This is a genomic window from Mucilaginibacter sp. (assembly GCF_025359345.1).
Classification (GTDB): domain Bacteria; phylum Bacteroidota; class Bacteroidia; order Sphingobacteriales; family Sphingobacteriaceae; genus Mucilaginibacter.
The window spans coordinates 248,454-269,253 of the sequence record NZ_JANYGQ010000017.1 but is presented as its reverse complement, the minus strand read 5'-3'; the positions used below and the strand labels follow the sequence as shown (position 1 = coordinate 269,253).

The following is a 20,800-nucleotide window of genomic DNA, read 5'->3' as shown; positions in this document are numbered from 1 at the left end:
GTGTTTCTACGGGTGAATTAATTAGCAATTTCCATTTGTGCCGCCTCCCAGCCAATAATGGCTGTTTTGCGATTGCTGCCCCAGTGGTATTGCCCAAATTCTCCGGTTGATTGTATAACCCTGTGGCATGGGATCAAAAATGCTACCGGGTTATCCCCTACCGCACTTCCCACCGCCCTAGAAGCTGTGGGCTGGTTTAGCTGATTTGCTATATTACCGTAGGTTGATAATTTACCTGCGGGGATTTTCAACAGCGTTTCCCATACCTTCAATTGGAATTCGGTACCCTTTAGGTGCAGTTTAATTTCCTCCAGCTTGCTCCAGTCGTGCCTGAAAATATGCAGGGCGTTTTGCTGTATTAAATCCACCATGGGTTTGTAGGTAGCGTTCGGGAATACTTTTTGCAATTCAGTTAATCCTTCTGCCTCGCTGGTTGCAAACGTTATATGACAAATGCCTTTTGGGGTCGATGCTACCATTACATTACCAAACGGGCTTTCCGCATAGCTGTAGTTAATTGCAAGACTTTCGCCGCCGTTTTTGTATTCGCCGGGGGTCATACCTTCAATGTTTACAAATAGATCGTGCAGTCTGCTGGTGCCCGAAAGGCCGGTTTCAAAAGCGGTATCAAACAATGTGGCCTGGCTGGCAAGCATTTTTTTAGCATGGTCCAAACTGATGTATTGTAAAAACTTTTTTGGGCTCACGCCTGCCCAGTCGGTAAATATGCGCTGAAAATGGAAGGGGCTTAAATGTACCTTTTCGGCAATTTCGTCAAGTGTAGGCTGGTTTTTGAAGTTGCTGCGGATATAGCCTATTGCGTCCTCAATACGGCTATAGTTTGTTATTTCCTGGTCTTTCATTTTGTTTTTCTTTAATTGTACATAACAAAAGTACAGCGCCTGCAAACCGAACCCTACCCGAAACTTGCGGAGTTTAAATTAAGGAAAATGTGCCCCGGCTATGTCTGGATATGTTTATAGTTATTTCACTCTCACCTCCAAAGGTTGAGCATAATAAAAAGCCCGGCTATCAACATCTACAATTTTAACATCCATAGTTTCGTTGCTTTTTTTGATGTTTACATTAATGCTTCCATCCGGATTTACCGGCACACTTACAAATTTCCTATTGTCCGCCTTCGCAGGCGTAATAAATCCTTTAATAAGATTGATGCTTAAGCATATTGCTATAACGGTAAGTACAGCCTTTGTATAAAAATCGATTTTCATGATTACGGTATTTTACATTTAGAATCTAAAATACCAATTAATAATTCGAAACGATTGAAATTAATTTATACTGCTATATAGAAATGGGGAAGAGATTTGTCAACTTTTAAAGGCTGACAAATCTAATCTAAATTCGCATTTGCGCGAAAGCTACAAGCAACCAGTTTCGTCTTTCGGACCCTCGGTCTTCCGGACTTTCGGACTCCTACTTCAAATCCTTATTTATCTCATTCAGCAAATACTCTTTTTTATCGTCGCTGTATTCCCAAAACATCACGCCGGCTAAACCTTTTTTGTTTACATAGTCGCATTTGTTTTTTACCGACCACTCATCCTCGTACGATATAAACTGCCGAGTAGCAGGGTTAAACAGATAGGGCGCCGCGGCGTCATTATCGCGATAATATTTAAAGCCCTTTGTAGTATTGGTAACCAGGCTGTCTTTTATAAAAGTGAAACCGCCGGCGCGCATTTTACCATCAGTTTTGGTACCAAGACCATTTGCCAACGTATCCACAACCCTCGACGACCGGCCGTAAAAAGCCATGCCCATTACCAGTTTATTGGCAGGCACGCCTGCGTCCATAAAGTCGCTGATGGCTTTGTCGGCATTGTCATAGGCGGGGTTATATCTTTTTGATACGTACAGGTTAGTGTGGTGTACGGCAACGCCCAAACTATCCTGGAAATAATCATATGTCATCAGGTTTACATAGTTTAAGTACTTGGCCACCTTATCCATCTCGCTATTAAGGGTAAACCGTTTAAAGCCGCCTATTGCCGCAGTAAGGAAAAGTTTTTTGCCGGTTTCTTTTTCCAGTTTATTCAACTCCATCCTGAGCGCCTTAAACATCAGTGTAAAATTCTGCTTGTCCACGGGGCGGAACACATTGCCGTCGCCAATATCATTAGGATATTCCCAATCTATGTCAACACCATCAAGCTTGTATTGTCTTATGATCTCAACCGCACTGGCTGCAAACGCGTTCCGCGCAGTATCAGTTAACACCGCATCCGAGAAATTTTTACTCCATGACCATCCCCCAATTGAAATCAGGATTTTCAAATCGGGGTTTACTTTTTTCAGTTTAAGCAGGCTCTTAAAATTGACAGTATCAGTTTTAATATTGGTGAGCCATGCCCGGTTATTTTTTACGTTTACAAACGCATAATTAATATGAGTGAGCTTTTTGGCATCCACCATCGTGGTATCAATTAAACCGCGGTAACCACCTACATAGCCAATAATTACATGTTTTTTGGGCTGGGCGGCGGCTGTAAAAAGGCAGGTTGACAGCGCGATGGCAGCAATCAGGCGGAAAGGTTTTGGTAAATGACGCATGGTATAGTTTGTTGTTTATTGAATTTTATTTTCATAACAAATCGACCGGATTTAAAAATAGCGATGAGCTTGAAACCCATCGCTATGATAATATAGTCAATTAAAATAATCCCAGCTGCCCTTTATCGTCAATATCTATATCGTCAGGATTAGTTATTTCAAAGTCTATTTTTTTAGGTTGTGGTTTCACCGACTCTTCTTCAGTTGCTGGTTCCACCACTTTAGTTGGAACGGGCGGAACGGGTTTATCTTCCGGCGCATTAGTATCAGCTATTATGTCCCCATCTGTGTCATCATCGTCATCCATTTTTACATCAGCGATGGTTTCCTCTTCGGCACTTTCAACTGTTTCGTCTTCTTCCACATCTGCAATTACTTCCCCTTCCGGCGGTTCAATTTCAGCCATCAACTCAACCGATTTTACAGTGTGCTGCGATAGCCTGTTGCCCATCGCTTTCATCCCTTTAACATCAATCACTGCCGATAGATCAACCTCTATGGTTTCCGGTGTTTGTTCCTTACCTTTTAATTGTATCACGCTTACTACTGGCTGTACCGAGCCTGATATCAACACCAGTTTCGAACCGTTTTCATCGCTGATGATGCTGGTCTGCTTGCCTATGGCCAGGTTATCAAATACAAACCTTTTCACCATATAATTTTTCGACTTGCCGTCGATGTGTATTGCTGAGTAAACCTTTGCCGGGTCATATTTTTCAATCACAATCATTTTATCATCAAAGTGATTGTTGAGGTCGAAGCTGGTCAATTCGTACAAGCCAGTGCTCAATATGGTCAGTATCTTATCGTCGCCGTCAAATTCGCCCAGGTATTTACCCCTGCCATCGGCATTCAGGCGTTTTAATATATCATCGTACCAAATTTTTCGGCCTGCCAGTGTGGACACACCTTTACTTTTCAGGATGATTTTTTTAACCGGGTACTTGGTTATGATGTTACCCATCGAGCCCCGGCCCTTTATGGCCAACGCCGCAAAGTCCTCATCAAACTGCAATTTTTTAAGCTTGCTATGCGGTTTCAGCTGCACGTTAACAATCTCCGCCTCGCCGTTAGGATTGGCAGAAAAATACAATGACCGCGAACCTTTAGTACCCTTGGTTAAATCGTACTCCTTATCGCGGGTAACGCCCACTACCGAGAAACGCTTGATATAGCTTACCCCGCTCTGCCCGTCTTTGTAAATCATGTTATACACGGTACGCTCGTCATTCTTTTTAAATACGGCCACGTGTATTATTTCTTTACCCACAAAAACTTTGTCCTGCACCTTGGTTATCAGGCAGCGCCCATCCTCGCGGAACACAATAATCTCATCAATATCCGAACAATCGGTTACAAACTCGTCCTTCTTTAAACCTGTGCCGATAAATCCATCAACACGGTTAACATAAAGTTTGGCATTGGCCAAAGCCACCTGGGCAGCTTCTACCCTGTCGAACGTACGTAGTTCGGTTTTGCGCTCCCGGCCTTTGCCATACTTGTCCTTCAGTTTCTGGAACCATGCGATGGTATAGTCGGTAAGATGTTTTAGGTGATGTTTTACTTCTTTTATTTCGGCTTCGAGCCCCTTTATCTGTTCATCCGTTTTCTTTACGTCGAAGCGGGTAATGCTGCTCATCGGTTTATCGATAAGCTTCTTATAATCTTCCGGTACAATGGCCCGGTAAAACTGCGGGAAGAACGGTGTAAACAACTTGTCTAATACATCCAGCACCCTTTCAAAATTGGTGGACGTTTCGTAATCCGGGTGCTTATACATACCCTCCTGGATAAATATCTTTAGCAGCGAGCTAAAAAATATCTTCTCCATCAATTCTTTCAGCCTAATTTCCAGCTCCATTTTCAGCAGCTGGCGGGTGTAGTGCGTGCTCTCGGTAAGCATATCGTTCACGCTCATAAAGCGCGGCTTATCATGCTGTATTACGCAGGTATTTGGTGATATCGAAACTTCGCAGTCGGTAAAAGCATACAGGGCGTCAATCGTCACATCGGGCGAAATCCCGGGCGCCAGGTGCACCACAATCTCCACACTGCTCGATGTATTGTCCTCTATCTTCTTTATTTTGATCTTGCCCTTTTCATTAGCGGCAACAATGCTTTCCATCAACCCACCGGTAGTAGTACTGAATGGAATTTCGGTAATGGCCAGTGTTTTTTTATCGCGTTCCTCTATTTTTGCACGTATCCTCACTTTACCGCCCCTTTGCCCATCATTGTAGGCCGAAGCATCCGCCATCCCCCCGGTCGGGAAATCCGGCATCAGGTTTGGCAGGTTGCCCTTCAATACTTCTATTGAGGCATCAATCAGCTCATTAAAATTATGGGGCATTATCTTGGTAGCCAATCCCACGGCAATACCATCCGCACCCTGCGCAAGCAGTAACGGAAATTTTACCGGCAGCGTTATAGGTTCGCGGTTCCGGCCGTCATAGCTGGCTTGCCAATCTGTAGTATCAGGGTTAAAAACTACTTCCAGCGCAAATTTCGACAGGCGCGCCTCAATATAACGCGGCGCAGCAGCCGAATCGCCGGTTACCGGGTCGCCCCAGTTACCCTGGCAGTCAATCAGCAAATTTTTCTGGCCAATCTGCACCATGGCATCACCTATAGACGCATCACCGTGCGGGTGGTACTTCATGGTGTTGCCAATAACGTTGGCTGCTTTGTTAAAGCGCCCGTCGTCCATCTCTTTCAACGAGTGCAGTATGCGGCGCTGAACAGGTTTTAACCCGTCATTTATATGCGGAACGGCACGGTCGAGGATTACATACGAGGCATAATCAAGGAACCAGTTTTCGTACAGCCCGTCGAGTGAGGTAATGGTGTGTAATTTTTCTTCGTTATTAGCAGGTATCTCTTCCGGTGTTAATTCTTCACTCATTATTAGCTACAAAAAATATGGATGGGTAAAGATAAATATATTGTGCGGATGTGTGGATTTTGAGAGCCGGGATTTTTAAACACTTTGAGAGGTATTAACATTGGTGGGGCTGTTTTTTTAACCACGGAGGCGCCGAGAGTATTTATTTAAAGGCCCCGTATTTGAAAATATTAATTATATGCGTAATTTTGATAGTATGACAACGCTAACAGTAGAAATTGACAAAGAACGCGATTTGCCTGCCTTACAGGCGCTATTAAGCCGGATGGGTCTAAAATTTCGTTTGGCAGATGAGGATTGGGGTGATTTGTCTGAAACAGAAATAGAAGGAATAAAAGACGGTCTCGAGGATGTCGCCGCAGGACGTACTTTATCGCATGATGAAGTAATTGCAAGAATTAATAAAAAATTATATCGTTAGTGTAAATCTGTGAGTTATAACTTAAGGTGGACAGAACGAGCCGCCAATGACTACGAAAAATTGGTTGATTATTTATTGGAAAAATGGGGTGTTGAAATTACCATTGATGTTACCCAACAATTCGAGCAGACTATAACTCACATATAAAATTCGCCCGAACATTTTCCAATAGTTATAGTAAGAAAGAAAATACGTCGTTGCGTTGCCTCGCCACAAACATCAATATATTTCACTGCGAATAGAGAAACTGTTGAGATTTTGACATTGTTTGATAACAGGCAAAATCCTGATAAACTAAAATTATAGCTTAACATAGTTACTTTGGGTGTTTCCCGCTGATAGAAGCGGGTCGCGCTATCCGTTCATACGCCTGCGGGCCTTATTCACAGGCCGGTATCCACTGCTATCGCTAACACAGCATTACCCACTAGGTATTGCAGGAAAGTCTTGGAACAGCGATGCGCTGGTGCAAACCCTTGCAGATTTAAAAAACAACCTACTACTTCCCCTTCGTAAACAAATAGTTCTGTCCTCCCTGCAATAACGTAAACTCACCTTTCGCCGGGTTAAAAATCATTGTTATACCAGCCGGTGTAAAAACAAACTTGTCCGTATCAACAGTCTCCAGGGGAAATTGCGATTGGCCGGTGGCCTGTGCCATAAGCGTTGTATTATTTTTGGTGACGGTAATTTTTAATGGCAGTTGGGTGCTTGAATACTCGCCAAGGTATTTGTCCAGGTCTTCTGTTTTCAGGGTGGCGGTTTTAAAAGAAGGTATCACGAAAGGCTCGTTGAAGTAAATACTTAAAACGCCTATCATTACGTCATTTGGTGCATATACGGCTCCATTTGATATGTAAGCCACGGCCATTTTATCTTCGGGGAAATAGGACACCATCGACAAAAAGCTATCAATGCTGCCGCCGTGCCCGTATGATGTTTTATCGTTAAACGGTATTGTAAGCATAGCCATGCCATAATTCTCACGCATAGTTTGCATTTTGTCAAGGCTGCCTTGACCAACCAGTTTTCCACCGAACAGGGCTTCAATAAATTTAACCAGGTCGGTTGGTGTTGAAACTATTGCGCCTGCCCCACCGGGGACGCTCATGTCCGTTTCCGGCTGCTGCTGCCAGCTCCCGTTATAAACGAAGGAGAATGCTTCATTATCAGCGAAATTTGTTTTGCTGCCGTAGTAGGTATCGGCTAGGCCAATTTTTGAAATGATACGTTTCTTTAATTCATCAGCATAGGGGCGACCGGTAATTTTTTCGATGATATAGCCCAGCAGCACAAAGTTTGTATTGCTATAGCTGGCTTTCAAATCTGGCTCAAAGTCGGGTTTACTGTTTTGGATGATTGCCAGCATAGCTGTTTCGGTTTGTGGCTTTGCCATGTACGTTTTGTATTGCGGATCGTCGGTAAAGTTGTGTAGTCCGCTGCGGTGGCTCAGCATTTCCCCTATAGTAATCTTTGAGGCATTGGGGATTTGCGGAAACCATGTTGATAAAGAGGTTTCAAGGGTTAATTTTTTCTCTTCAATCAATTGAAATATCATGGTGCCAGTAAACATTTTTGTTACCGAACCGATGCGGTATTTTGTCTTGGTGGTTGCTGCCGTTTTATTGTCGCCGTTAACAGCACTGTAACCTATTGCGTTCTGATAAACCAGCTTCCCGCCAGCCGAAATTGCTATGCTGCCCATTTGCTTATTATTGGCGCCTAATACATTAAAAAAGCTGTCCAATTTTGCTTTATTTACATTTTGGGCATATGCGGTAACATTTATTGTAAAAGCAAGAAATGCGATAGCGAGTATTTTTTTAGTCATTGCGGTTGTGTTTAGTCTATAAAGATATGTTATTTGTTAGCCAAATTAACTGACAATCGCTATTTTTGGTAATGACCGATGATGAAGTTTTACAATTAATTCTCAATGAATTGACCAGCCCAACTATGGGGGTTACTGAACAATATCTTAAAATTCATCAGCCTGTTTATGATGAGCATGGGCTTAAAATTGAACGCATAGACCGGGAAGAAAAAGGGAATATCACCATAGCCTACCTTCCTGTACAGGGTGAATATTTTTATTTTGCGGTTTATATCGATTCGATTAAAAAGGAAATATATAATGTCGGAACCGAATCACGTAACATAGTATCCTTGCGTGTAACATCTGAAGAATTAACAGCGGCGGAGTTAAGGGGTCTAACAAAACTAAAAGTCACAAAAAATTGGAACAAAGGGGATCTAAAGCAAAACAAAAAGGCGGCGTATACTTTTAGTTGCATCCAAATAACACCTAACCCCGAACCGGATGAATTTGAAAATAAGCTTGGAAAGCTGTTGAACTATCTGAAAACAGATGAAGATGGCATAGTTGCGTTAAAAACCAGGGCTAACGCCTGGCTGCAGATTAACATGGATTTCCATGCCGGTAATCAACTCCTGGGAAGTGCGTCGATAAGCCCAGAATGTATAAAAATCATGAATGAACTGGGTTTGGGGATTGATTTCGATTTTGCTGCTTGGGGAGAGCAGTTTACGTAAGATAAAATTCACGAAGATTTGAAAGACGAATTTTATCAACTCAATATTAAGATGGATTACGTAAAAACGCAAGTTCTCAGCAATATATTTCATTACTTCTCCCAAACCACTCCCCTAACCCCTTTCATCAATATTAGTTACCTTTATAAAATTTCAAATAATGACAGCCGCCTTTGCAAAACCCACCCGGAATATCGCAGCAATAACTATTATAGCGGTGCTCATATTTTTTGGCGGAATGCTAATGCTTCACGCCGTCCCCATAGCCGCCAAAGACAAAATTGCCGACGGCCTGCTAGCTGATTTTGTAATTACGTTCCCGGCGCTCTATTATTTTATTATTATCCGCCCATTAAAAATATCAGCTAAAAAACTTCTGATTGTTATAAGCCTGAGCTGCGGTGTGGCTTACCTGGTATTGCCGCAACAGCAACGGGAATATATTTTGCAGGTACGCAAATTAACTGCGGTAGCCGAAATTGCGTTTATTATTTATGCGGTAACCAAATTCAACAAGTTAAGAAAGATATACCTGGTTCATAAGTCCATTTTTCCGGACCCGGTTTATAATTTGCGCAGCGCAATGGCCGGTGTTATGGGTGAATCGTTTGGTGTAAAAATAATAGCATCCGAACTGGCTGTATTAAGGTACGGACTGTTATTCTGGAAAAAGGAGCAGGCCGTCGAAAACAATAACAGTAGTTTCACCGCGCACCGGGAGTTTGGCTATATTGCCCTGTGGTGCATATTTATATTTGCCATGATGGTCGAAATTGTGGCCTTTCATTTTCTCCTGCGAAAATGGAGCAATACCGCCGCGATAATTGTAACCGTACTTTCCTGTTACAGTTTTATTTTATTCATTGCCGATCTGTCTGCAATCCTGAAAAGAAAAATATTGGTAAACAATAACCAATTGATATTGCGCACCGGCTTACGCTGGCGGGCCGTTACCACAATCAGCAACGTCAGTTCAGTAGAGAAGATACGATATGACTATCATTCAACAGGAACCTATTTTAAAGGCGGTATAACCAGCAAAAGCGGCAACTTGCTTATTACATTTAACGAACCTGTGCTGATTGAAAAACTTTATGGGGCAAGCAGATCGTTCGACACAATTTTGATGAATATTGATGATGTTGAGTTGTTTGCCAGTTTGGTTTCAGCTAAGTAAGCCAGGCGTTACGCATTATCACCGTCCGGCTCAAGCCGATACAACAGCCCCCACATCAAATCTCATTTTTCATCTCCCTCATCATTTTACCATAGTCCCACCTTCGCAACATGGCGTTTACAGTATTTACAATCCGTTTGTTTCGTGTTTCGTTAGTTTTGGCACCGTTTATCCATTTTAGAAAATACTCGCGGTGCGATTTTGCCAGGCTGTTAAAAAAATCCAGGGCTTCGGGCTCAAAGTCGAAACATTCTTTTAAATCCTCGGGTAAATCTACTCTATAGTCTACATCTTCCTCCAGGCTTACCGTAAGCATAGCGCCACTGTTTTTGCGCAGCGCTTTTCGTACTTCGGCCTTTAGTGCCATGATAAAATCACCCTCGCCCATTGGCATAAGGGCCATGCCACTCACGGCCAACCCATCCAGCATTCCCCTAACGCGGAACGATTTTTTGTTGCCCGGCTTTAGCTTCTGCGCCAAATCGGCCGGGATAGAAATATAACTCCAGCCGGTTTTTTCGCCCTGCCCGTCAAATTGTAAAATAATTGTGTTAAACGTAACCATGTATTTTAAAAATACTGCAATTATAAGCCCCTAAGACCGATTTTGGATAAAGATAAGGCACATTTTATGGCATTTAATGTTGTTAATGCGCCTTATTGTTAAATGTTTGTTAAAAATAAAAATCCTTGTAACTATTGGAAAACTAGCGTTGTCTTATTATCAAATACAAAATCACAAATAAATTACAACATTATGAAAACCTTAAAATCAATCGTACTGGGCTTAGCGCTACTAGTTATATGCGGTGTTGCAAAAGCAAACACTATCGACGAAAAAACAACTCCAAATTATGCAATTAATACTTTTGTTGATGCCATGACCCGCGGCAAATTAGCAGGGCTTGATGGCGTTTTGGATAAAACAGCAGAGTTTAATATGCTGCGTGGAAAAACAATGCTGAGCTTTGGCAAAAATGACATGCTTGCCTTCTTTAAAGAAAACAAAAACATAGAGCAAAGCTGCACTACCAGCACATCAATTGTTGAGAGCACTGCAAGCGTTACCATCGTAAAAGTTTCTATGAAATACGACAGTTTTGTACGCAATAACTACGTAACCATTGCCAACACCGGCAACGGCTGGAAAATCACCAACGTGTACAGCGTTTTTAAATAAGAATTTAGTTTTAGGTTTAGTTAAATAGTTTGTTAGTAAAAAGGCCCTGTGGTTGGGGCCTTTTTTATTTATGTAAAAATTACATTAGGAGTAAGTTAGATGTTACATTTGTGCGATAAATTTTTTCACTCCCCAATCAAGCACATAATGAAATCAGGATTCACCCGCATGCTACTGCTGCTGGCAGTTGTATACTGCTATACATCGTGTAAAAAAAGCGCAATCAAGCCGGTTGACAAAACCAACACTGACTATGCCGCCTTAAGTAAACAGATCGCGTTGAACCTTGTGCAGTCAATAAGCGGTAAATATGGCGGCGCAAATATAAACGAGGGAATAAAGGCGCCATCGCATATTTCATCAAACCACTCCGGTCCGGTGTTATTTAGCGTAAATCCGCTTTGCGGCTATACCATTGATACTACCTATAATACCACCGCAACTGCAGGTGACACCACCAAAACCTTCTTTGGTAATTTTAAATTTGTATACACCTGCAGCACTACCATTCCTGATGGCTATTTAGTGCACGACAGTTTGATGAACACCGAAAAAGGACCTTTATTTAATAACAAATACACCACCGCACAGAATTATAAGGTAAAGGCCCTCGACCAAACCTATAAGCTTGTATCTATGGATGGGTACTTATATTCGTTGGTTGAAACCGTAAATTCGGTAGGCTATAATTATGTCTATATCGGCTATAAATTGCAGGGACTTAAGGTGGATGTTTCCAGTGGCTCGGCGGATGTCATTTCCGGCACTGCATTGCTTAACATCACCCTGGTGAGGCAAGATAAGGGCTGGCCGGATAATACAATTAACATGATAGCAGGCACGTTGGAATATTTAGGAAACCACATGGCCAAGCTTACCTTGACGCCTCCAAACAAAAGCTACCTGGTTAACCTGCTTACAGGCGAGGTAACAGCTCTTTGATATATATAAAAAAAAAGAGGCCATTTCATACCAATTATGAAATGGCTTCTTTTCTAATTACGAAATCCAACCTGGTCAACTCAATCAACCTTAGTTCACAAACGGCTCCAATACCTTCTGCCATTTATCATACCCTTTGCTATTCAGGTGCAGCAAATCGCCTTCAAATAAAGAGTTATCAACCATGGTGCTTCCAGGAGCATACAGCACCGTGCTTACGTCAATAAAGATGCTGTTTTTCTTATTTTTAAGATAGCTTCTTATCAGTCCGTTGGCAATATTCACTTCGCCTATAAACTTCACCCTGCTAGGGCTCGGCTTTACCGACATAAAGTATATGGTAGCCTTAGATAATTTTTTGTTAATCATTTCCCAAAGTTTTTGGAATTCTTCAAAAACAAATTTGCCGGTTTTGCCTGCAGCGATATCATTTTCGCCGGCGTAAATAAAAATTTTGCGCGGCTGGTAGGGGAACAATATGTATGGGGTATAATAGTCAACTATCTGCCAAAGTTCGCAGCCACCAACCCCACGCCTGATGATGGGCTCATTAGAAAAGCGCTGTTCAAGGTCCGTCCATTTACGGATGGATGAACTGCCGATAAACAGGATGCCGTTTTTGGGCGGAAATTTCAGACTGTCCTGGTGTTTAAAATCGCGTATCTCGTTATCAAACGGGAAACCTGCTTGCGCGTGCAGTTGGCTGCCGATGCAAACTAATAGGAACAGTAGGATTAATTTTGCTTTCATAACTGGATATCTTCAAACTTACGATGTTTGCAAACGGCGAAGCCCTCAACGAGGCCTATAAAAACAAACAAATCGAGTTAAACTTCGCAAGTTTTGTCACAGGCCTTTTACTTCTGCATTCAGCCTGTTTTCAAAAAACAAAAAAGGCAAAAAGCTATTCACGCCATTCATTACCCAAACCGGGCTATTGTTACAGAATAAGATAATTTCGATCGGCTTATTTTGTTTTTTCTCAAATTCGGCAAGTACCTGCAGGCAGGCGCCACAACTGGTAACAGGTTTCAAAAGCTCAAATTCATCCGTAGCAGCCGTTACCGCCATTGCTTCGATGGGGTCGTCAGCGTGATTGGCGCCCCAGGTAAATAATGCCACGCGTTCGGCGCAAAGCCCCGATGGATAAGCTACATTCTCCTGGTTGCTGCCGTAAACAATTTTGCCGCTTTGCAACCTCAGTGCTGCCCCCACCCTGAATTTTGAATAGGGCGAGTGTGAGCTTTCCATGGCCTTTACCGCCTCAAGGCATAACGCGTGGCTGGCCTTATCCAGTTCGTTTAAGGATATATATTCTTTAAAGTTTATTTCTATTTGGTGTTCTGTCATTTTTAATATCCCCTGAAAATACGGGGGATACAATATACGACACGATTTTGGGATTTAATGGATTTTCATGATTAAATTTGAAAGAACCACTTTAAGTAGAGGTATCTGTTTCATCCCATTCCGAAATTTCACTAAATTTCCGCACCCAGTTTAGTGCGTAGTGCCTCTCGAATGAAATTGCCGGATTTATAATTTGTTCTTCTTTTTTATTGGAAAGCATCAAGTCTCGCAGGTGCCAGGTTATCATCTCGTTGATAATATTCTCAATAAAAATTTCCTCTTTGTTTCTAAGAGCAAGTGTGCTTAAAAAGAAGTCGGGATTTTCATTTATTGGCAATTTGATCATCAACTCATCAAGTTCATCATCAGATATTTGACAATCGAGGTCTGGTAAATTTTCGATTAAATTTACAGCCCACGATAAAACTATACAAGCTTCGATACGCCATGAAAAATCAATCAACTTTCGTTGAGATACTTCTTCTTCAAAAAGCTTTTTCTCACTCTCCGATACTTTGTCCCATAGCCCTGTCGTTTTCAACCAGTTCTCAACAATGTCTTTTTCCGCTGGGGCGCCGGCGACATATGACACAGCCCATAAAATCAATATCCTGCAACCAATGTCCTGGGACGATTGAAAATCATCTTCTGAAAATTCAAGATAAGGCAGGTAACTGATACGGCTGTTTTTTATGCCATAACCAACCAGTTTATTTTCAATAATTTGTTTTCGCTTTCGTAACTCGGCATGGTCGGTCCCAACAGGCTCCGCTTGCTTCTCACCACTTGTGTACCACATTTCATGTTTCGACGACTGGCGGCAGCCCGGACAACTTGTATCCTGCCATTGGTTGCCACACGCCGGGCATTTTCCTTTGGTTTCAAACGTGTTCCACGAGTGACCGCAAGTACATCCCCAATGAGGGTATCCGTCCGGCTCCCAACCACATTTCGGACATTCTATTTTTATTTCGGCACTCATTATCGGCGAGAAGTTATGACGCTACCGGCAACTCCCCACTATCCAAATCGTCAGCAATGAGCGGATTAATCCGCTCATCATCCTTTTCAACCCTTAGGTTATTGATGATGTGCATTTGGCGTGTCGGCGTGTTTTTACCCATAAAATACTCCAGCAGAGCTTTGATGTTAGCGTCCTTTAATATTACCGGGTCAAGGCGGATATCTTTACCTATAAACAAGCCAAACTCATCGGGCGATATTTCACCAAGCCCTTTAAAGCGGGTTATTTCGGGCTTAACACCAAGCCTGGCTATGGCATTGCGGCGTTCTTCATCGCTGTAGCAATACACAGTTTCCTTTTTGTTGCGCACCCGGAACAGCGGTGTTTGCAGGATTGACACGTGACCGGCCTTAACCAAATCAGGAAAGAATTGCAAAAAGAAGGTCATCAGCAGCAGGCGAATGTGCATACCGTCAACATCGGCATCGGTAGCTATCACAATGTTGTTGTAGCGCAGGTCGCCAATGCCGTCTTCAATATTCAGCGCATGCTGCAGCAGGTTAAATTCTTCGTTTTCGTAAACCACCTTTTTGGTAAGGCCGAAACAGTTTAGCGGCTTGCCTTTTAAACTAAACACCGCCTGTGTCATCACATCACGCGATTTGGTTATCGACCCGCTGGCCGAGTCTCCTTCCGTAATAAATAAGGTGGTTTCCTGTTTGCGCTCGTGGGTTTCGTCAAAATGCACTTTGCAATCGCGTAGCTTGCGGTTATGCAATGATGCTTTTTTAGCGCGTTCGTTAGCCAGCTTCTTTATGCCGGCAATATCCTTGCGCTCGCGTTCGCTTTGCATAATACGCTTTAAAAGCGCATCGGCAACGGCCGGGTTTTTATGCAGGTAATTATCTAACTCGCGCTTAACAAAATCCCCGATAAACCCGCGAACCGAAGGCCCCTCAGGTCCAATATTTTGAGAGCCCAGCTTTGTTTTGGTCTGCGACTCAAACACCGGTTCCTGTACCTTTATGGCGATGGCTGCTACAATCGACGCGCGAACATCGGAAGCATCAAATTCTTTTTTATAAAACTCACGGATCGTTTTTACCACTGCCTCGCGGAAAGCCGCCTGGTGGGTACCGCCCTGGGTGGTGTTCTGCCCGTTTACAAACGAGTAGTATTCCTCGCCGTATTGCTGTCCGTGGGTCATGGCTATTTCAATATCCTCGCCTTTCAGGTGGATAATTGGATAGCGTATATTTTCGGCATCGCTGTTGCGTACCAATAGATCGTAAAGCCCGCGCTCCGAAAAATATTTTTGGTTATTAAAGTTGATGGTAAGCCCCGAGTTAAGGAACACGTAGTTCCATATCATGCTATCCACAAACTCCGGGATAAAGCGGTAATGCCTGAAGATGGTATCATCGGGCAAAAAGTTTATAGCCGTGCCGTTGCGTTGTGTAGTTTCCTTTTCCGGCTCGTCGCGTACCAGTTCACCTTTGGCAAATTCAGCCAATTTGGTGCGGCCGTCGCGGTATGATTGCACAATAAATGAGTTTGAGAGTGCGTTCACGGCTTTTGTACCTACACCGTTCAAACCTACCGATTTCTGGAAGGCCTTGCTGTCGTATTTACCCCCTGTATTTATTTTCGATACACAATCAATAACTTTTCCTAACGGTATACCCCGCCCATAATCGCGAACGGATACCTTGTGGTCGCTCATATTTATCTCGATGGTTCTGCCGGCGCCCATCACAAACTCATCTATCGAGTTATCTACAATCTCCTTCAGCAACACATAAACGCCATCGTCGTATGCCGAGCCGTCGCCAAGTTTACCAATATACATCCCGGGCCGTAAGCGGATATGCTCTTTCCAATCCAGCGAACGGATACTATCATCACTATAATTTACAGCTTCAGCCATTTAGATCTTATCAATATTAAATTAAGGGAAAAGGCGGACAGTTCAGCACAGGGCAAACCTGTCCACTGGCAAAAATAGTATTTACGTTATGAAATCATTAACGCAATGTTTTAACTTATCAACAATCGCAACGGGAAAGCAATCACAAATATTTGCCGATTTAACTGATGACGCCGATGATCATTAGAACCAGCTATGGGAAGTGTAAATTTTTTGCAGGACGAGACACAGCAAAGCGTTCCATTTTTACACGCGGAACACCTGGAACGCCGTGAAACATCCTGATTATCAAGCGTTCTATTTTTTAAACCTGCCGATAAAGCGTTCCATTTCTGCAAAACGGAACACGGCACAAGCCGCCGGCCCGTGGTAAATTGCACGTGCAAATATTTCGCTTTTAAAAAATATTCTCTACCTTGCACTTAGGAAATGGTGTCTTCCTTTCAAAAACCGCATTCGCTGATGACGCCTGCAATCAATCAATAGCAATAAAGCTTATTGATATATTTGTTTGTGGGTGAAGAATTTAAATATCATATTTTACAAAACCATCGTCCGGGTAAAACGCCGGCCTATAACTGCTGCTTTTCCTTTCATCAACCTTAACCCCGTCTTGCATGACTGAAAACAAACCCATCCCCTTTAAGGAACATTTCGCAATCATAAAGCACCTCATCCGCTGGACGCTGATGGCCGTCCCCGTTGCCATAGTAATTGGCAGCGTAGTTGCGTTTTTCCTGTGGCTGCTTACCACTGCCATTCATTTCCGTTTCAGTCACCCGTGGTTATTGTTCCTGTTGCCGGTGGCCGGTGTGCTTATTCATTTTATTTACCAAACTGTCGGCAAATCATCTGAAAAAGGGAATAATTTGATAATGGAACAGATACATGAAGAAGGCGGTGCAGTGCCAAAACGGATGGCGCCGGTTATCCTGGCTACCACTATAATTACACACCTGTTTGGTGGCTCGGCAGGGCGCGAGGGTACAGCAGTCCAAATTGGGGGCAGCATCGCCGCCATGTTTGGCAAATGGTTTAAACTAAATGGGGCCGATATGCGCTTGATGCTTACCGCGGGTATGGCCGCGGGCTTTGGGGCGGTTTTCGGCACGCCGGTTACGGGGGCTATTTTCGCACTGGAAGTTTTGGCAATTGGCCGCATTAAATATGATGCCCTGCTGCCGGCTTTGATTGCCGCCGTGGTTGGCGACTTAACCGTTAGTGCCTGGCATGTTACCCATACACAATACCACATCGATATTTTACCCCAAACAACTGGACTTATAAACAGTTACCTGCATTTCGATTTGTCACTACTCGGTAAGGTAATCATTGCCTCGGCATTGTTTGGGCTTGCCAGTTTTTTGTTTGCTGGTATGGTACACGAAATTAAAAACGTGTGCCTTAAACTCTTTAAACATAAATGGATGATACCTGTACTGGGTGGGTTAATTATCATTGGGCTTACCTTTATCAATGACAAGCCCGATTATTTAAGCCTGGGGATTGATCCTGAACATCCCGGCGCAATTACCATCCCTTCTGCATTTCACGCCGGCGGGGCAGATACCTGGAGCTGGCTATGGAAAACCATTTATACTACGGTAACGCTTGGCACAGGCTTTAAGGGCGGCGAGGTAACGCCGTTATTTTACATCGGCGCGACTTTAGGTAACACGTTGGCTGATTTGTTAAATGCGCCGGTTGGTCTGTTTGCTGCGCTGGGCTTTATTGCCGTTTTCGCCGGGGCAACTAATACACCATTGGCCTGTACCTTTATGGGAATTGAGCTATTTGGCGGCGAGCATGCGCTGCTGTTTGCCGTGGCTTGTTTTACAGCTTATTTTTTTAGCGGTAACTCAGGTATCTACAGTTCTCAGCGGATTGCGGTGCCGAAGATTTTTGGCGATGGAAATGCCGGCGAATCTATTGCCGATGCGGCAAAACGGCGGGGGTATATGTATGAGAAATTGAAGAAATATAGGTTTAGGAAATAAGCTCAAATAAGTAAAAGAACCCGCATGCTGAACTTGTTTCGGCATGACGCTGGATGAAATTATAACTTCACCTCAAACGGCGAATTATGGCTCGTTACATACGGCACAGTATTGCGTCTCTGTATAAAAAATCCTGAATGTTTAATGAATAATGTTTTACATTTAAAATAAAAAAACGACCATGAATAACAAACCTGCCCCGTTAAATTACCCGGCCATTAAAAGGCGTAAGTTTTTTGTAAATACCGTTAAGGCCACCGGCGTATTGTTGCTGGCACCACTGGTTAACAAGGCATCGAATTTTATTGCTGCTGATGAAAGCTATACAGTAGGACAGGTAATGGATATGTTTATAAAACAGGTGCCGGGCGGGGCATTAACCAACACCGTGGATACGCTAAAATCGGGCAATAGAGATATAAAAATTACCGGGATAGTTACGGCCATGTTTGCAACGATTGAAGTAATCAGGAAGGCGATTGACCTGGGCGCAAATTTCATCATCGCCCACGAGCCTACTTTTTATAACCATGCCGATGATACCAAATGGCTGGAAAATGACGAAGTATATAAATACAAAGCCAACCTGTTAAAAGAACACAACATTGCCGTATGGCGCAATCATGATTATATTCATACGCTCCGGCCCGACGGTGTAACGCAGGGAGTGCTTGATCAGCTACAATGGCAACAATACGCCGATAAAAAACTTCCGAATATTGTTACTTTACCGCCTGCATCTTTGAGTGATTTAATTGGACATTTGAAAACAAGGCTCGATATCCAGATGGTGCGGTATATTGGCAATCCGGCACAGGTTTGCTCCCGTGCGCTACTAATTCCCGGCGCGGCGGGCGAGGAGAGGCACATAAATGGCATCAACCAGGTAAAACCAGATGTGCTTATTATTGGCGAATTGCACGAATGGGAAACTGCCGAATACGTACGCGATGCCCGCGCCAAAGGTGATAAAATTGCATTGGTGGTGCTTGGCCATATCGCAAGCGAGGATGCCGGGTCCGAGTTTATGATGACCTGGGTTAAAAAGAATGTGCCGGGTATAAAAGTAACACGCGTTAAACCCGGCAATTCATTATCTTTTATGTAGGCAGCGGCTACTTTAATCCGTATACCACCACTTTATTCGAGAACGTTGGCAGGTAAACGTGCCCGTTAACGATAGTTGGCGATGAAAATTTGGCGTAATTGCCGGCGTAGTCCTGGCCTGGATTTTGGCTATTGCTCCAAAGTTCTTTAGTGATGTCGCTGGCGTCGAATGCCCGCAATATTCCGGGACTCACATCGTGTTCGGCATCGCCGGATGAAGCATAGGATGCCCACAAAATTCCTGTGCCTGCTGTCGAGCCATTCGAAGAAACCGATAATACCGCGCCGCTTTGCCCTGTCGGCCCACTTACTGCTGATGTAACTTGCTTACCCACATCCATCAAATTGCTCGTACGCAAAAAAGGAAATGCCCGCAACTGGTCATTTTCTGCCCATATAAAAGCAAACTCGCCGTTAGCTCCTTTAAAATAAGCAGGCTGGCAATGCATATTGGCGCTGGGGTTTAAAGCTATTGTTTGTTGCACCTGGTTGGAGGCTGCATTAAACCCGCCCATATTATCTTTATTTACCAGGTAAAGGTTGCCATCTTTACAACCGGTAAGGTAAAAGTTGGACCCAGGTATTAAAAAAGCCCCCATGCTGCCGTAGTCAAGGTCGTTATCCTCAAGCGTTTGAAAATTGAAAGGTGTAAAAAAAGAACTCACCTTTAGCGTCGACCCGTTTGGCGTAAGCTTCAGCGCACTTTCGCCTCGATTTATCAGCGCGCTTTGATTACTACCTTCGCCAACTGTGCCGTTGCCAATCACCGCGTATAAATTGCCCTGGTCGTCGGCTGCCATACCCATGCCGCTTTCCCAAATTCCGCCGTCGCCGCCATTTGGGGTATCGTTATAAACAATATCCCTGGAGAGTGTTTTTGAATTGTAACCCAGTATCCAGCCGTGGTAAGGCCCCCAGTCGCAATGTGACGAGAACGTTACGTATACCACGCCGTTTAGCAGCGTTAGGGCCTGGCGCTGGTTTTGTCGCTGCGCATCAAAAGTCAAAACGTTGGCCACATTGCCATCGCCATTACCTGTATAAGTGGCGGTAATTTTAACCGGGCTCCCTGTTTGCTCGTCGCCTGTAAGTATATTCACGGCGTGCAAGTATTGTACAAATGCTGCCCCGTCGGTACTGCGGGCAACAAAGTAAATCGTTTGTGCGGCCGAATCTATAACCGGTGTGCCCACTATACCAATGTTGCCGCTAAAATCCTGGTACGAGCCGCCGCATGCCCCTGTCATGTCTGTGTTTTTTGGTGCACGCATACCCTGCTGGGTAAAGTTTTTTTGCCAGTAAAGCTTGCCGCTGTCGCCATCATAAGCATAAACTGAATTATTAACAGTTGCAATATAAGCCACGTTGTGCGTGCCACCAGCTATGGTAATATTGCCGGCCACCAAAGGCTGGGCATAAACCTGGTCGTCAACGGTTAGTGTAAAAAGCCTGCCAAACTGCTGCGAATTAACATTGGCTGTGGAGAGCTTGGTTTCGTGGTTGTTCCAGCCGGCGCGGGTGTTATTGTTATGTTGTGTAAGCACCGAGGTGTGCTGGTCGTTAGGCACGTCGGTGTTAGTATTCGTGGATTGTTTAGGGGCTTGCCTTTTTCCGCAGCTTAAACAAAAAAGTACGGCGATAAAAAAAACATGGCTATATTTTAACATCAATAAAGTATTTAAATGGGTTGCCCAATTTAAATACTT

The 20,800-nt window shown here is 43.7% G+C and carries 19 protein-coding genes and 1 riboswitch; of the genes, 8 read left to right on the top strand and 11 right to left on the bottom strand.

Annotation, left to right across the window (positions count from 1 at the left end):
* Nucleotides 1–17: 17 nt before the first annotated feature.
* The 4 genes from Q0R52_RS10375 to Q0R52_RS10360 form a co-directional block, all read right to left on the bottom strand.
* The gene (locus Q0R52_RS10375) at nucleotides 18–863 is read right to left on the bottom strand and encodes a methylated-DNA--[protein]-cysteine S-methyltransferase (RefSeq protein ID WP_295794571.1); all 846 of its coding nucleotides are present in this window, start codon (nucleotides 861–863) and stop codon (nucleotides 18–20) included.
* A gap of 120 nt (nucleotides 864–983) precedes the next feature.
* Nucleotides 984–1,232: a hypothetical protein gene (locus Q0R52_RS10370; RefSeq protein ID WP_295794570.1), complete on the bottom strand. Its 249-nt coding sequence runs from the start codon at nucleotides 1,230–1,232 to the stop codon at nucleotides 984–986.
* A 205-nt stretch (nucleotides 1,233–1,437) separates the two neighbouring features.
* The gene (locus Q0R52_RS10365) at nucleotides 1,438–2,574 is read right to left on the bottom strand and encodes a glycoside hydrolase family 18 protein (RefSeq protein WP_295794568.1); all 1,137 of its coding nucleotides are present in this window, start codon (nucleotides 2,572–2,574) and stop codon (nucleotides 1,438–1,440) included.
* A 100-nt stretch (nucleotides 2,575–2,674) separates the two neighbouring features.
* The gene (locus Q0R52_RS10360; RefSeq protein ID WP_295794567.1) at nucleotides 2,675–5,476 is read right to left on the bottom strand and encodes a DNA gyrase/topoisomerase IV subunit A; all 2,802 of its coding nucleotides are present in this window, start codon (nucleotides 5,474–5,476) and stop codon (nucleotides 2,675–2,677) included.
* 196 nt (nucleotides 5,477–5,672) lie between these two features.
* On the opposite strand from Q0R52_RS10360, the gene Q0R52_RS10355 reads away from it, so the two are divergent.
* Both Q0R52_RS10355 and Q0R52_RS10350 read left to right on the top strand, forming a co-directional pair.
* Nucleotides 5,673–5,897 (top strand): hypothetical protein, encoded by a 225-nt coding sequence (locus tag Q0R52_RS10355; protein WP_295794566.1) that lies wholly within the window; start codon nucleotides 5,673–5,675, stop codon nucleotides 5,895–5,897.
* A gap of 9 nt (nucleotides 5,898–5,906) precedes the next feature.
* Nucleotides 5,907–6,044, top strand: a complete 138-nt coding sequence (locus Q0R52_RS10350; protein ID WP_295794564.1) for a type II toxin-antitoxin system RelE/ParE family toxin — start codon at nucleotides 5,907–5,909, stop codon at nucleotides 6,042–6,044.
* A 352-nt stretch (nucleotides 6,045–6,396) separates the two neighbouring features.
* Here Q0R52_RS10350 and Q0R52_RS10345 read toward each other — a convergent pair whose 3' ends face one another.
* Nucleotides 6,397–7,728 carry a serine hydrolase domain-containing protein gene (locus tag Q0R52_RS10345; RefSeq protein WP_295794563.1) on the bottom strand — a complete coding sequence of 444 codons (1,332 nt, stop codon included), beginning with the start codon at nucleotides 7,726–7,728 and terminating at the stop codon, nucleotides 6,397–6,399.
* 71 nt (nucleotides 7,729–7,799) lie between these two features.
* On the opposite strand from Q0R52_RS10345, the gene Q0R52_RS10340 reads away from it, so the two are divergent.
* Nucleotides 7,800–8,450 carry a DUF4279 domain-containing protein gene (locus Q0R52_RS10340; RefSeq protein ID WP_295794562.1) on the top strand — a complete coding sequence of 217 codons (651 nt, stop codon included), beginning with the start codon at nucleotides 7,800–7,802 and terminating at the stop codon, nucleotides 8,448–8,450.
* A gap of 160 nt (nucleotides 8,451–8,610) precedes the next feature.
* Entirely contained in the window at nucleotides 8,611–9,627 is a 1,017-nt protein-coding gene (locus Q0R52_RS10335) for a hypothetical protein (RefSeq protein ID WP_295794560.1), read from the top strand.
* 55 nt (nucleotides 9,628–9,682) lie between these two features.
* Here the strand turns inward: Q0R52_RS10335 and Q0R52_RS10330 are convergent, their stop codons facing one another.
* Nucleotides 9,683–10,192: a YdeI/OmpD-associated family protein gene (locus tag Q0R52_RS10330; RefSeq protein WP_295794559.1), complete on the bottom strand. Its 510-nt coding sequence runs from the start codon at nucleotides 10,190–10,192 to the stop codon at nucleotides 9,683–9,685.
* A 192-nt stretch (nucleotides 10,193–10,384) separates the two neighbouring features.
* On the opposite strand from Q0R52_RS10330, the gene Q0R52_RS10325 reads away from it, so the two are divergent.
* Together Q0R52_RS10325 and Q0R52_RS10320 are read left to right on the top strand one after the other, a co-directional pair.
* Entirely contained in the window at nucleotides 10,385–10,807 is a 423-nt protein-coding gene (locus Q0R52_RS10325) for a nuclear transport factor 2 family protein (RefSeq protein WP_295794557.1), read from the top strand.
* A 147-nt stretch (nucleotides 10,808–10,954) separates the two neighbouring features.
* Nucleotides 10,955–11,749, top strand: coding sequence for a hypothetical protein (locus Q0R52_RS10320; RefSeq protein WP_295794556.1), 795 nt, complete (start codon nucleotides 10,955–10,957; stop codon nucleotides 11,747–11,749).
* Nucleotides 11,750–11,839: 90 nt separating this feature from the next.
* On the opposite strand, the gene Q0R52_RS10315 is transcribed toward Q0R52_RS10320, so the two are convergent.
* The 4 genes from Q0R52_RS10315 to Q0R52_RS10300 form a co-directional block, all read right to left on the bottom strand.
* Nucleotides 11,840–12,499, bottom strand: a complete 660-nt coding sequence (locus tag Q0R52_RS10315) for a GDSL-type esterase/lipase family protein (protein WP_295794545.1) — start codon at nucleotides 12,497–12,499, stop codon at nucleotides 11,840–11,842.
* Between the two features lie 96 nt (nucleotides 12,500–12,595).
* On the bottom strand, nucleotides 12,596–13,099 hold the full coding sequence (locus tag Q0R52_RS10310; protein ID WP_295794543.1) for a cytidine deaminase: 504 nt from the start codon (nucleotides 13,097–13,099) through the stop codon (nucleotides 12,596–12,598).
* Nucleotides 13,100–13,190: 91 nt separating this feature from the next.
* The gene (locus Q0R52_RS10305) at nucleotides 13,191–14,081 is read right to left on the bottom strand and encodes a DUF4272 domain-containing protein (RefSeq protein ID WP_295794541.1); all 891 of its coding nucleotides are present in this window, start codon (nucleotides 14,079–14,081) and stop codon (nucleotides 13,191–13,193) included.
* Nucleotides 14,082–14,094: 13 nt separating this feature from the next.
* A complete protein-coding gene (locus Q0R52_RS10300) occupies nucleotides 14,095–15,990 on the bottom strand; it encodes a DNA topoisomerase IV subunit B (RefSeq protein ID WP_295794539.1) in 1,896 nt (631 codons plus the stop codon).
* Nucleotides 15,991–16,406: 416 nt separating this feature from the next.
* Nucleotides 16,407–16,469, top strand: a riboswitch (Fluoride riboswitch).
* A 138-nt stretch (nucleotides 16,470–16,607) separates the two neighbouring features.
* On the opposite strand from Q0R52_RS10300, the gene Q0R52_RS10295 reads away from it, so the two are divergent.
* The gene (locus Q0R52_RS10295) at nucleotides 16,608–17,987 is read left to right on the top strand and encodes a voltage-gated chloride channel family protein (RefSeq protein ID WP_295794537.1); all 1,380 of its coding nucleotides are present in this window, start codon (nucleotides 16,608–16,610) and stop codon (nucleotides 17,985–17,987) included.
* Between the two features lie 181 nt (nucleotides 17,988–18,168).
* Nucleotides 18,169–19,095 carry a Nif3-like dinuclear metal center hexameric protein gene (locus Q0R52_RS10290; protein ID WP_295794535.1) on the top strand — a complete coding sequence of 309 codons (927 nt, stop codon included), beginning with the start codon at nucleotides 18,169–18,171 and terminating at the stop codon, nucleotides 19,093–19,095.
* Between the two features lie 7 nt (nucleotides 19,096–19,102).
* On the opposite strand, the gene Q0R52_RS10285 is transcribed toward Q0R52_RS10290, so the two are convergent.
* The gene (locus tag Q0R52_RS10285; RefSeq protein ID WP_295794533.1) at nucleotides 19,103–20,761 is read right to left on the bottom strand and encodes a PQQ-binding-like beta-propeller repeat protein; all 1,659 of its coding nucleotides are present in this window, start codon (nucleotides 20,759–20,761) and stop codon (nucleotides 19,103–19,105) included.
* Between the last annotated feature and the right edge of the window lie 39 nt (nucleotides 20,762–20,800).

What these genes read in the sequence shown, in the direction of transcription:
- Q0R52_RS10375 (WP_295794571.1), bottom strand. Translation starts at nt 863, where the DNA reads ATGAAAGACCAGGAAATAACAAACTATAGCCGTATTGAGGACGCAATA.
- Q0R52_RS10370 (WP_295794570.1), bottom strand. Translation starts at nt 1,232, where the DNA reads ATGAAAATCGATTTTTATACAAAGGCTGTACTTACCGTTATAGCAATA.
- Q0R52_RS10365 (WP_295794568.1), bottom strand. Translation starts at nt 2,574, where the DNA reads ATGCGTCATTTACCAAAACCTTTCCGCCTGATTGCTGCCATCGCGCTG.
- Q0R52_RS10360 (WP_295794567.1), bottom strand. Translation starts at nt 5,476, where the DNA reads ATGAGTGAAGAATTAACACCGGAAGAGATACCTGCTAATAACGAAGAA.
- Q0R52_RS10355 (WP_295794566.1), top strand. Translation starts at nt 5,673, where the DNA reads ATGACAACGCTAACAGTAGAAATTGACAAAGAACGCGATTTGCCTGCC.
- Q0R52_RS10345 (WP_295794563.1), bottom strand. Translation starts at nt 7,728, where the DNA reads ATGACTAAAAAAATACTCGCTATCGCATTTCTTGCTTTTACAATAAAT.
- Q0R52_RS10340 (WP_295794562.1), top strand. Translation starts at nt 7,800, where the DNA reads ATGACCGATGATGAAGTTTTACAATTAATTCTCAATGAATTGACCAGC.
- Q0R52_RS10335 (WP_295794560.1), top strand. Translation starts at nt 8,611, where the DNA reads ATGACAGCCGCCTTTGCAAAACCCACCCGGAATATCGCAGCAATAACT.
- Q0R52_RS10330 (WP_295794559.1), bottom strand. Translation starts at nt 10,192, where the DNA reads ATGGTTACGTTTAACACAATTATTTTACAATTTGACGGGCAGGGCGAA.
- Q0R52_RS10325 (WP_295794557.1), top strand. Translation starts at nt 10,385, where the DNA reads ATGAAAACCTTAAAATCAATCGTACTGGGCTTAGCGCTACTAGTTATA.
- Q0R52_RS10320 (WP_295794556.1), top strand. Translation starts at nt 10,955, where the DNA reads ATGAAATCAGGATTCACCCGCATGCTACTGCTGCTGGCAGTTGTATAC.
- Q0R52_RS10315 (WP_295794545.1), bottom strand. Translation starts at nt 12,499, where the DNA reads ATGAAAGCAAAATTAATCCTACTGTTCCTATTAGTTTGCATCGGCAGC.
- Q0R52_RS10310 (WP_295794543.1), bottom strand. Translation starts at nt 13,099, where the DNA reads ATGACAGAACACCAAATAGAAATAAACTTTAAAGAATATATATCCTTA.
- Q0R52_RS10305 (WP_295794541.1), bottom strand. Translation starts at nt 14,081, where the DNA reads ATGAGTGCCGAAATAAAAATAGAATGTCCGAAATGTGGTTGGGAGCCG.
- Q0R52_RS10300 (WP_295794539.1), bottom strand. Translation starts at nt 15,990, where the DNA reads ATGGCTGAAGCTGTAAATTATAGTGATGATAGTATCCGTTCGCTGGAT.
- Q0R52_RS10295 (WP_295794537.1), top strand. Translation starts at nt 16,608, where the DNA reads ATGACTGAAAACAAACCCATCCCCTTTAAGGAACATTTCGCAATCATA.
- Q0R52_RS10290 (WP_295794535.1), top strand. Translation starts at nt 18,169, where the DNA reads ATGAATAACAAACCTGCCCCGTTAAATTACCCGGCCATTAAAAGGCGT.
- Q0R52_RS10285 (WP_295794533.1), bottom strand. Translation starts at nt 20,761, where the DNA reads ATGTTAAAATATAGCCATGTTTTTTTTATCGCCGTACTTTTTTGTTTA.